The following is a 12,446-nucleotide window of genomic DNA, read 5'->3' as shown; positions in this document are numbered from 1 at the left end:
AAGATACAGGATTACATAAAGCACCAGCTTGAAGAGGATAAAATGGGTGAGCAATTATCGATCCCTTATCCGGGCAGCCCGTTTACGGGCCGTAAGTAAAGAAGTTTGATGCAAATGTCAGATCGTATGCGCCTGTTAGGGCGCGGCTGGTAAGAGAGCCTTATAGGCGCATCAGAAAAACCTCCGGCTATGCCGGAGGATATTTATTATCTCTGGCTGGTAATATAAAAAGAAAAACCTACCCTGTAATTTCTTTTATTTATAAAAATGAGATAGAGATAAAAATATGGCATGGACTCCACGGACGCTGGCGGATGCATTAAACAACATCGCCGAATTAGATATTGATATAGAAAATAATGAATCCTCATTAATAATAAAAATGAATGATTATGGCGATTTACCACTGGCGGTTTTATTTACCTCGCAACAAATAGTTATCGAGACTTATATCTGTCCGGTAAATACGATTAGAGATACCGCGGAATTTAATCTTTTCTTACTGAGAAATCAGAAGGTTTTACCGCTGTCTTCGGTCGGTATTACCCAGGTAAAACAGGAGGAATATTATGTCGCTTTTGGCGCGCTGTCGTTAAATTCGTCGCTTGCCGACGTGACGCTGGAAATCACCACGCTTGTAGAAAATGCGTTGGATATCGCTGAAATAACACAAGTCTATTCACAGGAATAATACAGGCGGCTTACATGGGAATTTTAAAAAGTTTGTTCACGTTAGGTAAATCATTCGTTGCTCAGGCAGAAGAGGCCATTGATGAAGCACAGGGTGTACGTATGCTGGAGCAGCATATTCGCGACGCAAAAGCCGAGCTGGATAAAGCGAGTAAATCCAGAGTGGATTTATTGGCGCGGGTGAAGTTAAGCCATGACAAGCTGAATGATTTACGTGAGCGTAAAGTCAGCCTTGAAACGCGGGCGTTGGCGGCAATGAGTAAGAATGTCGACGCCGCTTTACTCAACGAAGTGGCGGAAGAAATAGCCCGTCTGGAAAATGCCATTCTTGCCGAAGAACAGGTGCTGACTAATCTGGAAGCCTCTCGCGATGCGGTGGAGAAGGCCGTAACGGCGACAGGCCAGCGGATTGCGCAGTTTGAGCAGCAACTTGAAGTGGTTAAGGCGACAGAAGCCATGCAGCGCGCGCAGCAGGCGGTGACGACTTCGACCGTCGGAGCCGCGTCGAATGTGTCTACGGCGGCGGAGTCGCTTAAACGTTTACAAACGCGTCAGGCTGAACGCCAGGCCCGGCTGGATGCCGCCGCGCAGCTGGAAAAAGTCGCCGATGGACGCGACCTGGATGAAAAACTGGCGCAGGCCGGCATTGGCGCAACCAATAAAAGCAATGCTCAGGATGTGTTGGCGCGTTTACAGCGTCAACAAGGCGAATAATGCTCTTTACGTGGATGGTCAAAACCTGCCAGCGTCATTTGTCCAGACTGACCTGGCCCGCTTTGCTGGGCCTGTTTATCGGGCAGTATCTGCTTTGTTATCGGTAGCGCGAAAGCGCGCTACCGTGCTGGGCTCCGTCGCTTTCATACGAGACGGCACATGAATGCGCGATCTCAAATGGCATTATGCCCAACGACAATCGCATTCTGGCTGAAGAGGTCGCATGGCAAGAGATAGAGGTTCCCCTATGATGCAATTTTTTCAGCGTTTGCTCGGTAAAACAAGCGCGCCAGCGCCGATTCGCGGACCATTAGGATTACATCTTAACGCCGGTTTCACGCTGGATACGCTGGCATTCCGGCTACTGGAGTCGTCGTTGCTGGTGGAGCTACCGGGTGAAAAATACACTGTCGCGGCAGCGAGTCGTATAGATTTAGGCGGCGGCAGTCAGATTTTTCGCTACTACACCTCTGGCGATGAGTTTTTGCAAATTAACACCACTGGCGGCACGGATGTTGACGACATTGATGACATCAAACTTTTTGTATATGAGGAAAGTTTCGGTATTAACGAGGAACGTCACTGGCGTTCAGCCATTGCGCCAGCGGCAATAGGGCCGATGACGCTCAACTGGCAAGAACGGCGCTGGCAGCGTTTTTTTAACCATGAAGAGCCGGGCAATATTGAACCTGTCTACATGCTGGAAAAGGTTGAAAATCAGCAGGCAGAGAAATGGGACGTTCACAATTTTACGATGGGCTTCCAGCGCCAGGTGACGGATGACGCCTGGGAGTATCTTCTATTGAACGGGGAAGAATCATTTAACGAGCGCGGTGAGCCTGAATGGGTGTTTTCACGCGCCCTCGGCGTGGATATCCCGCTCACTTCACTGACGGTTATTGGTTAAGCACATACAGGGAAATTATGCATATACTGGACGCATTACTGGCTTTCTGCGCCTATTTTTTTATTGGCGCGGCAATGGTCATTGTATTTCTTTTTATTTACTCAAAGATAACGCCGCATAATGAATGGCAGTTGATAAAAAATAACAATACTGCGGCATCGCTGGCCTTTAGCGGTACGTTGCTGGGCTATGTCATCCCCTTATCCAGCGCGGCGATAAACTCAGTCAGCATCCCGGACTATTTTGCCTGGGGCGGCATTGCGCTGGTGATTCAGCTGCTGATTTATGGTTGCGTAAGGTTATACATGCCTACGCTGAGCGAAAAAATTATTAATCACAACGTGGCGGCGGGGCTATTTATGGGAACCGCAGCGCTGGCTGGCGGTATTTTTAACGCTGCCTGTATGACATGGTAACGGAAGATCATGGCAAAAAAACGAAAATCCAGAAGCACATCCGGCGTAGGCCATTCGGCAATAAGACGGATAGCCGAACCGGTCAATCCCTTTGAGCGGCAACGAAATCGCTACACGCCAAAATACCTGACGCTGGCGATTATGGGTGGAGCGGCCTTTTTTCTCCTGAAAGGGTACGGTGACGGCAGCAATAGTGACAACGACGGCGATGGGACGTTTTACGCCACGGTGAACGACTGTATTGACGATGGCAATAGCGCCAGCGTTTGCGCTGACGGCTGGAATAATGCGAAAACAGAATTTTACGCTAATGTGCCTAAGCAATTGACGCAGGAGCGCTGTCAGTCGCAGTTTGGCGATTGCTACTTTGATATCACCGAGCGGAGCTGGGTTCCGGTATTAAGCGGCTTTTTACTCAGCCGCGCGATTCGTCAGAACCGTGATGAACAATACATCTATAGCAGCGGCGGTTCATCCTACGTCTCCCGTCCCGTCTGGCGCACCACATCCGGCGATTATGCGTGGCGCAGCGGCACAGGGAAAAGCGATACCGCGACCAGCCCTGGTTATATCACACGGAAAGCGTCCACCGTCTCCCGCGGCGGCTATGGCCGTTCTTCCAGCGCCCGCGGGCACTGGGGAGGCTAACCATGCTACGACATAACGTACCGGTACGCCGGGATCTGGATAAGATCGCCTGCGATCACGGTTTTGACTTTCATGTTATCGATAACGAAATTTACTGGGATGAAAGCCGGGCCTACCGTTTTACATTACGGCAAATTGAAGAACAGATCGAAAAACCGACCGCAGAGCTTCATCAGATGTGTCTGGAGATTGTCGAGCGGGCCGTCCGGGATGAGCAGATCATGCAGCAGCTGGCGATCCCGCCATTGTACTGGGATGTCATCGCCGAAAGTTGGCGCAGCCGCGATCCTTCGCTTTACGGGCGGATGGATTTCGTCTGGTGCGGCAAAGATCCGGTTAAATTGCTGGAATACAATGCGGATACGCCGACGTCGCTCTATGAGTCCTCCTACTTTCAATGGCTATGGCTGGAGGATGCCCGTCGTAGCGGCGCCATCCCGCGTGATGCCGATCAATACAACGCGATACAGGAGCGGCTGATCGCCCGCTTCAGCGAGCTGTACAGTCGGGAACCGCTCTACTTTTGCTGTTGTGAAGATACCGACGAAGATCGCACGACGGTGCTGTACCTTCAGGATTGCGCGCAGCAGGCGGGCCAGGAAACGCGATTTATCTATATTGAAGAACTGGGGCTTGGCGTAGGCGGTGTGCTGACCGATCTGGACGATAACGTGATTCGCCGCGCCTTTAAGCTCTACCCGCTGGAGTGGATGATGCGCGACGACAACGGCCCGCTGTTGCGAAAACGTCGTGAGCAATGGATTGAGCCATTGTGGAAAAGTATTCTGAGTAACAAAGGGCTGTTGCCGTTATTGTGGCGCTTTTTCCCTGGCCATCCGAATCTGCTGCCGGCCTGGTTTGAGGGCGAAAAATCGCTCGCAGCGCCAGGTGAAAGCAGCGTGCGGAAGCCGATTTATTCACGTGAAGGCGGCAACGTCACGATTTTCGACGAGCGGCAAAATGTTATCGATCATGCCGACGGCGACTACGCTGACGAGCCGATGATTTACCAGGCGTTTCAGCCTTTGCCGCGCTTTGGCGATAGCTATACGCTGATTGGCAGTTGGATCATTGACGATGAAGCCTCCGGAATGGGGATTCGCGAGGACAATACGCTAATTACCAAAGACACTTCCCGTTTCGTCCCACATTATATTGCCGGTTAATCATACTTTTGTGATCTTGCTCCGGCGTCAATGGCGCAGTCATGACCATACTTGACTTCAGCGCCATTGAAGGAGGGAGACACCATGTCCTGGCAAACACATACCGTTTTTAATCAACCAGCTCCGCTCAATAACAGTAACTTATTCCTGTCTGATGGCGCGCTGTGTGAAGCGGTTTCCCGGGAAGGCGCGGGATGGGATAGCGATCTTCTCGCCAGCATTGGCCAACAACTGGGAACGGCGGAATCACTGGAACTGGGGCGTCTGGCGAACGCGCATCCTCCTGAGTTGCTGCGTTACGATCCCCAGGGACAGCGCCTGGATGACGTTCGCTTTCATCCCGCCTGGCACCTGTTGATGCAGGGGCTTTGCGCTAATCGGGTACATAACCTGGCCTGGGAGGAAGAGGCAAGGGCGGGAAGTTTTGTCGCCCGGGCGGCGCGTTTTGTATTACATGCTCAGGTAGAAGCGGGAACACTCTGTCCTGTCACGATGACCTTTGCCGCGACACCGTTGCTATTGCAGATGCTTCCCGCCACTTTCCATGACTGGCTGGCGCCGCTGCGCAGCGATCGCTACGATTCGCATTTGCTACCGGGCGGGCAAAAACGGGGCCTGCTTATCGGCATGGGAATGACGGAAAAGCAGGGCGGATCTGACGTACTCAGTAATACGACCCACGCGGAGCGGCTGGCGGATGATTCATATCGGCTGGTGGGACATAAATGGTTTTTCTCTGTGCCGCAAAGTGATGCGCACCTCGTGCTGGCGCAGGCAAAAGGAGGACTATCCTGTTTCTTTGTGCCGCGTTTCCTGCCAGACGGGCAACGGAACTCTGTTCGTCTTGAGCGCCTGAAAGATAAACTCGGTAATCGATCTAATGCCAGCGCCGAAGTCGAGTTTCAGGATGCCGTCGGCTGGCGGCTGGGAGAAGAGGGCGAAGGGATTCGGCATATCTTAAAGATGGGCGGTATGACGCGTCTTGATTGCGCGCTCGGGAGTCATGGCTTAATGCGGCGCGCATTTTCAGTCGCGATTTACCATGCTCATCAGCGTCAGGCTTTTGGTAAGCCGCTGATCGAACAACCGTTGATGCGACAAACCTTAAGTCGTATGGCGCTATGCCTGGAGGGGCAGACGGCGCTTTTGTTTCGGCTGGCGCGCGCCTGGGAGCAACGTCGCGAGGCGAAAGAGGCATTATGGGCGCGATTATTCACGCCAGCGGCGAAATTCGCCATCTGTAAGCAGGGAATCCCTTTTGTGGCTGAGGCGATGGAGGTTCTCGGCGGGATGGGGTATTGCGAAGAGAGCGAACTCCCGCGCCTGTACCGTGAAATGCCGGTGAACAGTATCTGGGAAGGTTCCGGCAATATCATGTGTCTGGATGTACTTCGGGTGCTGACAAAACAACACGGCGTCTATGACGTATTGAATGAAGCTTTTGCGGAAGTCAAAGGTCAGGATCGCCATTACGACCGCGCGGTACGTCAGCTACAGCAACGTTTACGCAAACCGGACGAAGCAATGGGCAGAGAGATTACGCAGCAGCTTTTCTTGCTGGGATGCGGAGCGGAAATGCTGCGTCATGCCTCGCCGCCGCTGGCGCAAGCGTGGTGTCAGATGATGCTGGATACACGCGGCGAAATGCCGCTGTCTGCCCAGGTACAAAATGATTTACTGTTAAGGGCGACCGGGGGACTGCGGTAACGTTTGGCCTGTGGTACATGCCATCCGGCGCGAGCCACGCGGCATCAGGCATAGAGTATCGCCTGTACGCGCCAGTTATCCGACTGTTGTTCTTCATACATTTGAATAATTCTGTACCAGGACGCACCCTGTTCATCGGCTTTCAGGGCGATAATCCGCTCCACATCCTGTGGGTTTCCTGCAACATTACTGACCGAGATCAGGCCGATTTCATTCAGACCCGTTACGCAGTCAGCACTGGCGAATTCGGCAGACTGTGCCGTCGTACTCACCAGTCCGGCAGAAAGCAGCAGTGAGGATAAGGCAAGTTCTTGTTTCATCGTCAGCTCCTTATTACATACCCCGCATTTAACAGGACGCTCCATCACGGTAAACCTGTTTGTTTATTGTGCACAGGTAAACGCATAGGGACGCAAAGCAATGTAAAACTGACTAAAAATCAATCTACTGTTATTGACGATACAAAATGGCTTGTGAATACCACTGGCCGGTTACAACCGTTTCATCAACCATTAAGATAACGTAATAATCGGCTTTCGCAGCGACGGCTTTCGCTCTGATTTCATCTATTGCATCATCCGGGGAGCCCCGAACCAGCGCGCTTACGGTCCCCATCCGCTGTAGTCCTTGCGTTTGATCGCGACGGATTTCCTGCGGGTGATCGGCGACAGGCGGCGCAGGTTGCGGCGTACCCTGCAGCACGCTACACGCGCTTAATAACAGCGCTGCTATCAATGAAGCAAACCGACGCATAACTCTATCTCGTTTCCTGATAATCATAGTGTAATGCCTTATTGATTTCCCTTTAGGGGGAATGTTCCCGAAGTGTTACCTGTCACGCGATTTTCGAATGAAAACGTTGCGAAAGCGTAACCCAGTTCTCAAACATTATGAATTATTGCGCTATCCATAAACTTGCGTTAAGTATTTCTCCGTGGCATACCGGATAAAAAGGAGAGAATAATGATAGCGATTGAAACACGACAATTAGCCGGAGGCGTCGTACTACATGCCTTCCCGGAAGGGAAACGCGCCGTGCCGCTTCCCTGTGTGGTGTTCTATCATGGCTTCACCTCCTCCAGCCTGGTTTATAGTTATTTTGCCGTTGCCCTGGCACAGGCAGGATTCCGGGTAGTCATGCCGGATGCGCCGGAGCATGGCGCTCGCTTCGGCGGCGACTCACAGGGACGAATACACCGATTCTGGCAGATTCTGCACCAAAACATGCAGGAATTTACGACGTTACGTGCGGCGATTCAGGCGGAAAACTGGCTACTTGACGGGCGGTTGGCGGTGGGCGGCGCATCCATGGGCGGTATGACGGCGCTGGGCATTATGACGCGTCACCGAGAGGTAAAATGCGGGGCCAGTTTAATGGGGTCGGGCTATTTTACCGGGCTTGCCCGGACGCTTTTCCCGCCGTTATCCCCGCAGAACCCGGCACAGCAGGCGGAATTCGACAATATCATCGCGCCGCTACGTGAATGGGAAGTCACACACCAGTTAGAGCGACTGGCCGACAGGCCGCTTCTGTTGTGGCATGGTCAGGAGGATGACGTGGTGCCTGCTATCGAAACCTTCCGGCTCCAGCAGGCACTCGCCGGGGCGAAGCTGGATAAGCATGTGACCTGTTTATGGGCCGCAGGCGTGCGGCATCGCATTACGCCAGAAGCGTTGTCGGCGACGGTAGCGTTTTTCCGACAGCATCTTTAAACGCGGAGTATGCTTACACCCTGGGCTTCAAGCTGTTGCAAAACCTGCGGATTGGCATTTTTGCCGGTAATCAGCATAGCGATCTGATCGGCGCGGCTGAACAGCATTCCCGCGCGCTCGCCAATTTTACTGCTATCGACCAGCGCGACCAGTTTCCCGACGACGCTGAGCATTTTTTGTTCCGCCATGGCGGTTAGCATATCGGTTTTGTACAGGCCATCCGCGGTTAAGCCCTTTCCGCTGGTAAACATCCAGTGGCCCGCATAGAGACTGTTTTCGCTTCCCTGCGGGCTCAGGGTAATCGACTGGCTTTTGTTGTACTGACCCCCCATGATAATCACGCTGTCATGCTCTTGATCGATCAGATAATTCGCCAACGGCAGATAGTTGGTAATGATTTGTACCGGCTTCCCGCACATTTCGCGCCCCAGCAGGAAAGCGGTGGAGCCGCAGTTAATCACTACGCTTTCACCCGGGTTTACCAGCTGCGACGCCGCTTTCGCGATGCGTACTTTTTCATCGTGGTTTTGCGCCTGGTGCAGATTCATCGGCGTCCAGCGGGGCCGCTGTTGGGTAATGGCCTCTGCGCCGTTGCGCACTTTTTTAAGTTTCCCGCTTTCGTCGAGCTTGTTGATGTCGCGGCGCGCTGTCGCCGGGGAGATCCCCAGACGCTCAATCACGTTTTCGACGGTAACAAAGCCCAACTGTGCCAGCATATCCAGCAGTATTTGATGTCTTTGTGCTTCAGTCATGAGCTATTCCGATACAAATTGATTTGAAAAGATGATATTTGAAATAGCCTGGAAATACTAAAGTAAATGGAAAAAATGCCGGGTAATCCCGGCATGATATCGACTCACAGGAAGGATTTGAACGGTAGATCGGGTTCAATGGTAAAGCAATCGTCAAACCCACGCGGATAGTGGTATTCGAAGTTGTCTTTATCCAGCGGCCAGGTAAACTTGCCGCCAACCTGCCAGATAAACGGTTTAAAACCATACTTCAGGCGATCTTTCTTCATTTCCCATAGCACGCGGATCTCTTGCGGATCGGCCTGGAAGTTCGACCAGATATCGTGATGGAACGGGATCACCACTTTGGTATTCAGCGATTCCGCCATGCGTAAAATATCCGCGCTGGTCATTTTGTCCGTAATACCGCGTGGGTTTTCACCGTAAGAACCGAGCGCGACATCAATTTGATGTTCGTTGCCGTGTTTCGCGTAGTAGTTGGAATAGTGAGAATCGCCGCTGTGATAGAGATTGCCGCCCGGCGTTTTAAACAGATAGTTAACCGCGCGTACATCCATGCCGTCCGGCAGTACGCCAGCGGCTTTCTGATCGGCGGGCAGGGTGATTAATGCGGTGCGGTCAAAGGCATCAAGCGCATGAATTTCAATATCTTTCACTTTCACGACATCGCCCGGTTTTACCACGATGCAGCGTTCTTTCGGCACGCCCCAGCCAACCCATAAATCCACGCAGGTCTGCGGGCCGATAAACGGAACATCATCGGCGCAATTCTGCATTACGGCAGCCGCGACATTGACGTCAATGTGATCGTTATGGTCGTGGGTCGCCAGTACGGCGTCAATCTGACGGATAGCGAAAGGATCGAGAACAAACGGCGTGGTGCGCAGGTTAGGCTGTAATTTTTTGACGCCAGCCATACGCTGCATCTGATGGCCGGTTTTCATCAACGGGTTACCGTGGCTCTGTTTACCGGTACCGCACCAGAAATCGACGCATACGTTAGTGCCGCCTTCAGATTTTAGCCAGATACCGGTACAGCCCAGCCACCACATAGCGAACGTACCCGGCGCGACCTGCTCTTGCTCAATCTCTTCGTTCAGCCAGCTTCCCCACTCCGGAAACGTGCTCAGAATCCATGATTCACGCGTGATGCTTTGTACTTTACTCATCGCATTTACCTTCATGTTTGTTCAAAATAGTTCAAAACGTGATTTGTTTTGATTAATCCTGACACTATTTTCTCAAGAAGGCAATGGGCTATTTTTTGACTTTTGGGTAGGGGAGAACGCAGCCAGAAGAAAACTTAATCTTTTCTGGCGTCATGGGGATGTATTCATCTTTATGATTTTACTTATTTTAATGAAGAAATGAGTTATTTATAATTAAACCATGTATTAAGTGTGCTAATTATTTGCGCGCTACGTCACATTTAATCAAATTCAATCTTGTTGTGATTACTTTTGAAAATTACAGTGGAGGGACATTATTCTGAGCGCCTGTGACTCAGCAACCTTGTCTACCGGAGATCGTTATGGAGATCCTCTACAACATCTTTACCATTTTTTTTAATCAGGTAATGACCAATGCCCCGCTATTACTGGGTATTGTGACCTGCCTGGGCTATATCCTGCTGCGTAAAAGCGTCAGCGTGATCATCAAAGGGACGATCAAAACCATCATTGGTTTCATGCTGCTACAGGCCGGGTCCGGCATTCTGACCAGCACCTTTAAACCGGTGGTGGCGAAAATGTCTGAGGTCTACGGCATCAACGGCGCGATTTCCGATACCTATGCTTCGATGATGGCAACGATCGAACGGATGGGTGATGCGTATAGTTGGGTAGGCTACGCGGTGTTGCTCGCGCTGGCGCTGAATATTTGTTACGTCTTGTTGCGACGCATTACCGGTATTCGCACCATCATGTTGACCGGGCACATCATGTTCCAGCAGGCGGGGCTGATTGCGGTCTCTTTCTATATCTTCGGCTATTCCATGTGGACCACCATTATCTGCACGGCGATACTGGTTTCCCTGTACTGGGGTATTACCTCCAACATGATGTACAAGCCGACTCAGGAAGTGACGGACGGCTGCGGTTTCTCCATCGGTCACCAGCAGCAGTTTGCTTCCTGGATTGCCTATAAAGTCGCGCCGTTCCTGGGCAAAAAAGAGGAAAGCGTTGAAGACCTCAAACTGCCGGGCTGGCTGAACATTTTCCATGACAACATCGTCTCCACGGCGATTGTAATGACCATCTTCTTTGGTGCCATTCTGCTCTCCTTCGGTATCGACACCGTGCAGGCGATGGCGGGCAAAGTGCACTGGACGGTCTACATCCTGCAAACCGGTTTCTCCTTTGCGGTGGCGATTTTCATTATTACTCAGGGCGTGCGTATGTTTGTCGCCGAGCTCTCTGAAGCGTTTAACGGTATCTCCCAGCGTCTGATTCCGGGCGCAGTACTGGCGATTGACTGCGCCGCTATTTATAGCTTCGCGCCGAACGCGGTGGTCTGGGGCTTTATGTGGGGCACCATCGGTCAGCTGATTGCGGTTGGCATCCTGGTTGCCTGCGGCTCCTCGATCCTGATTATTCCTGGCTTTATCCCGATGTTCTTCTCTAACGCCACTATCGGCGTGTTCGCTAACCACTTCGGCGGCTGGCGTGCGGCGCTGAAAATTTGTCTGGTGATGGGGATGATCGAAATCTTTGGTTGCGTCTGGGCGGTGAAACTCACCGGTATGAGCGCCTGGATGGGTATGGCGGACTGGTCGATTCTGGCACCGCCGATGATGCAGGGCTTCTTCTCCCTCGGTATCGCCTTTATGGCCGTCATCATTGTAATTGCACTGGCTTATATGTTCTTCGCTGGCCGCGCACTGCGCGCAGAAGAAGATGCAGAAAAACAACTGGCAGAACAGTCTGCTTAATAAGGAGTTTTGATTATGACCGTACGTATTCTGGCTGTGTGTGGCAACGGACAAGGCAGTTCCATGATCATGAAAATGAAAGTGGACCAGTTTTTAACCCAATCAAACATTGACCACACGGTAAACAGCTGCGCGGTTGGCGAGTACAAAAGCGAGTTGAGCGGCGCGGATATCATCATCGCTTCTACCCATATTGCGGGCGAAATCACCGTGACCGGCAACAAATATGTGGTTGGCGTGCGTAACATGCTCTCTCCTGCTGACTTCGGCCCGAAACTGCTGGAAGTGATCAAAGAACATTTCCCGCAAGACGTGAAGTAAGGATGCAACATGAAATTACGTGATTCACTGGCGGAGAATAATTCTATCCGCCTGCAGGCTGAAGCGAATACCTGGCAGGAAGCCGTCAAGATCGGCGTCGATTTACTGGTGGCTGCCGACGTGGTGGAGCCACGCTATTACCAGGCCATTCTCGATGGCGTTGAGCAGTTTGGCCCCTATTTTGTGATTGCCCCCGGCCTGGCGATGCCGCATGGCCGCCCGGAAGAAGGGGTGAAGAAAACCGGTTTTTCGCTGGTGACCCTGAAAAAGCCGCTGGAGTTCAACCACGAAGATAACGACCCGGTCGATATTCTGATCACCATGGCGGCGGTTGATGCCAACACTCACCAGGAAGTGGGCATCATGCAGATCGTCAACCTGTTTGAAGACGAAGCTAATTTTGACCGTTTACGCGCCTGCCGCACCGCGCAGGAAGTCCTGGATCTCATTGACCGCACCAACGCGGCAGCTTAAGAAGGAATT

The 12,446-nt window shown here is 52.0% G+C and carries 15 protein-coding genes and 2 pseudogenes; 13 read left to right on the top strand and 4 right to left on the bottom strand.

The genetic code is table 11. From position 1 onward, the window contains the following. From ACLJR2_RS15515 to ACLJR2_RS15475, 9 genes and pseudogenes are all read left to right on the top strand, one after another. Nucleotides 1-99 (top strand): annotated as a pseudogene (locus ACLJR2_RS15515) (IS200/IS605 family transposase); the annotation flags it as partial. A gap of 187 nt (nt 100-286) precedes the next feature. Beyond that, nucleotides 287-691 (top strand): YjfI family protein, encoded by a 405-nt coding sequence (locus tag ACLJR2_RS15510; protein WP_000312605.1) that lies wholly within the window; start codon nt 287-289, stop codon nt 689-691. 14 nt (nt 692-705) lie between these two features. Next, nucleotides 706-1,404, top strand: coding sequence for a PspA/IM30 family protein (locus ACLJR2_RS15505; RefSeq protein ID WP_000511987.1), 699 nt, complete (start codon nt 706-708; stop codon nt 1,402-1,404). Further along, nucleotides 1,404-1,505, top strand: a pseudogene (locus ACLJR2_RS15500) (hypothetical protein); the annotation flags it as partial. The gene ACLJR2_RS15505 and the pseudogene ACLJR2_RS15500, both read left to right, overlap by 1 nt. Before the next feature lie 122 nt (nt 1,506-1,627). Next, nucleotides 1,628-2,311 (top strand): YjfK family protein, encoded by a 684-nt coding sequence (locus ACLJR2_RS15495; RefSeq protein WP_000090294.1) that lies wholly within the window; start codon nt 1,628-1,630, stop codon nt 2,309-2,311. A 17-nt stretch (nt 2,312-2,328) separates the two neighbouring features. Next, entirely contained in the window at nt 2,329-2,727 is a 399-nt protein-coding gene (locus tag ACLJR2_RS15490; protein WP_000547738.1) for a DUF350 domain-containing protein, read from the top strand. A gap of 9 nt (nt 2,728-2,736) precedes the next feature. Continuing rightward, the gene (locus ACLJR2_RS15485) at nt 2,737-3,375 is read left to right on the top strand and encodes a DUF1190 domain-containing protein (protein ID WP_001085605.1); all 639 of its coding nucleotides are present in this window, start codon (nt 2,737-2,739) and stop codon (nt 3,373-3,375) included. Nucleotides 3,376-3,377: 2 nt separating this feature from the next. Further along, complete coding sequence (locus ACLJR2_RS15480; protein WP_000943942.1) at nt 3,378-4,541, top strand: glutathionylspermidine synthase family protein; 1,164 nt, start codon at nt 3,378-3,380, stop codon at nt 4,539-4,541. Nucleotides 4,542-4,625: 84 nt separating this feature from the next. After that, nucleotides 4,626-6,248, top strand: coding sequence for an isovaleryl-CoA dehydrogenase (locus tag ACLJR2_RS15475; RefSeq protein WP_000118963.1), 1,623 nt, complete (start codon nt 4,626-4,628; stop codon nt 6,246-6,248). Nucleotides 6,249-6,292: 44 nt separating this feature from the next. Here ACLJR2_RS15475 and yjfN read toward each other — a convergent pair whose 3' ends face one another. Both yjfN and bsmA read right to left on the bottom strand, forming a co-directional pair. Then, entirely contained in the window at nt 6,293-6,568 is a 276-nt protein-coding gene (gene yjfN / locus ACLJR2_RS15470) for a DUF1471 family protease activator YjfN (protein WP_001518964.1), read from the bottom strand. A 130-nt stretch (nt 6,569-6,698) separates the two neighbouring features. Beyond that, nucleotides 6,699-7,028 carry a biofilm peroxide resistance protein BsmA gene (gene bsmA / locus ACLJR2_RS15465; RefSeq protein WP_000586836.1) on the bottom strand — a complete coding sequence of 110 codons (330 nt, stop codon included), beginning with the start codon at nt 7,026-7,028 and terminating at the stop codon, nt 6,699-6,701. Nucleotides 7,029-7,211: 183 nt separating this feature from the next. On the opposite strand from bsmA, the gene yjfP reads away from it, so the two are divergent. Then, nucleotides 7,212-7,961, top strand: coding sequence for an esterase (gene yjfP / locus ACLJR2_RS15460; RefSeq protein ID WP_000560304.1), 750 nt, complete (start codon nt 7,212-7,214; stop codon nt 7,959-7,961). Here yjfP and ulaR read toward each other — a convergent pair. Both ulaR and ulaG read right to left on the bottom strand, forming a co-directional pair. Then, nucleotides 7,958-8,713: an HTH-type transcriptional regulator UlaR gene (gene ulaR, locus ACLJR2_RS15455; RefSeq protein ID WP_000133618.1), complete on the bottom strand. Its 756-nt coding sequence runs from the start codon at nt 8,711-8,713 to the stop codon at nt 7,958-7,960. The two genes, yjfP and ulaR, sit on opposite strands and share 4 nt — an antisense overlap. 104 nt (nt 8,714-8,817) lie before the next feature. Continuing rightward, entirely contained in the window at nt 8,818-9,882 is a 1,065-nt protein-coding gene (gene ulaG / locus ACLJR2_RS15450; RefSeq protein ID WP_000049161.1) for an L-ascorbate 6-phosphate lactonase, read from the bottom strand. 362 nt (nt 9,883-10,244) lie between these two features. Here ulaG and ulaA point away from each other — a divergent pair, with 362 nt between their 5' ends. Genes ulaA through ulaC form a run of 3 tightly spaced genes read left to right on the top strand, consistent with a single transcriptional unit; the run spans nt 10,245 to nt 12,437 of the window. Next, on the top strand, nt 10,245-11,642 hold the full coding sequence (gene ulaA, locus ACLJR2_RS15445; protein ID WP_000404876.1) for a PTS ascorbate transporter subunit IIC: 1,398 nt from the start codon (nt 10,245-10,247) through the stop codon (nt 11,640-11,642). A gap of 15 nt (nt 11,643-11,657) precedes the next feature. Then, a complete protein-coding gene (gene ulaB, locus ACLJR2_RS15440; RefSeq protein WP_000218362.1) occupies nt 11,658-11,963 on the top strand; it encodes a PTS ascorbate transporter subunit IIB in 306 nt (101 codons plus the stop codon). Nucleotides 11,964-11,972: 9 nt separating this feature from the next. Beyond that, a complete protein-coding gene (ulaC, locus tag ACLJR2_RS15435; RefSeq protein WP_000776531.1) occupies nt 11,973-12,437 on the top strand; it encodes a PTS ascorbate transporter subunit IIA in 465 nt (154 codons plus the stop codon). The last annotated feature ends 9 nt before the right edge of the window (nt 12,438-12,446 follow it).

Origin of the sequence: Salmonella sp. SAL03688, from assembly GCF_046551895.1 — a bacterium.
In the GTDB taxonomy this organism is placed as follows: domain Bacteria; phylum Pseudomonadota; class Gammaproteobacteria; order Enterobacterales; family Enterobacteriaceae; genus Salmonella; species Salmonella enterica.
The sequence above is the reverse complement of the archived record's forward strand: the minus strand, read 5'-3'. Positions and strand labels throughout refer to the sequence as shown.

Coding starts and splice junctions, on each gene's coding strand:
- ACLJR2_RS15510 (WP_000312605.1), top strand. CDS start 287: ATGGCATGGACTCCACGGACGCTGGCGGATGCATTAAACAACATCGCC.
- ACLJR2_RS15505 (WP_000511987.1), top strand. CDS start 706: ATGGGAATTTTAAAAAGTTTGTTCACGTTAGGTAAATCATTCGTTGCT.
- ACLJR2_RS15495 (WP_000090294.1), top strand. CDS start 1,628: ATGGCAAGAGATAGAGGTTCCCCTATGATGCAATTTTTTCAGCGTTTG.
- ACLJR2_RS15490 (WP_000547738.1), top strand. CDS start 2,329: ATGCATATACTGGACGCATTACTGGCTTTCTGCGCCTATTTTTTTATT.
- ACLJR2_RS15485 (WP_001085605.1), top strand. CDS start 2,737: ATGGCAAAAAAACGAAAATCCAGAAGCACATCCGGCGTAGGCCATTCG.
- ACLJR2_RS15480 (WP_000943942.1), top strand. CDS start 3,378: ATGCTACGACATAACGTACCGGTACGCCGGGATCTGGATAAGATCGCC.
- ACLJR2_RS15475 (WP_000118963.1), top strand. CDS start 4,626: ATGTCCTGGCAAACACATACCGTTTTTAATCAACCAGCTCCGCTCAAT.
- yjfN (WP_001518964.1), bottom strand. CDS start 6,568: ATGAAACAAGAACTTGCCTTATCCTCACTGCTGCTTTCTGCCGGACTG.
- bsmA (WP_000586836.1), bottom strand. CDS start 7,028: ATGATTATCAGGAAACGAGATAGAGTTATGCGTCGGTTTGCTTCATTG.
- yjfP (WP_000560304.1), top strand. CDS start 7,212: ATGATAGCGATTGAAACACGACAATTAGCCGGAGGCGTCGTACTACAT.
- ulaR (WP_000133618.1), bottom strand. CDS start 8,713: ATGACTGAAGCACAAAGACATCAAATACTGCTGGATATGCTGGCACAG.
- ulaG (WP_000049161.1), bottom strand. CDS start 9,882: ATGAGTAAAGTACAAAGCATCACGCGTGAATCATGGATTCTGAGCACG.
- ulaA (WP_000404876.1), top strand. CDS start 10,245: ATGGAGATCCTCTACAACATCTTTACCATTTTTTTTAATCAGGTAATG.
- ulaB (WP_000218362.1), top strand. CDS start 11,658: ATGACCGTACGTATTCTGGCTGTGTGTGGCAACGGACAAGGCAGTTCC.
- ulaC (WP_000776531.1), top strand. CDS start 11,973: ATGAAATTACGTGATTCACTGGCGGAGAATAATTCTATCCGCCTGCAG.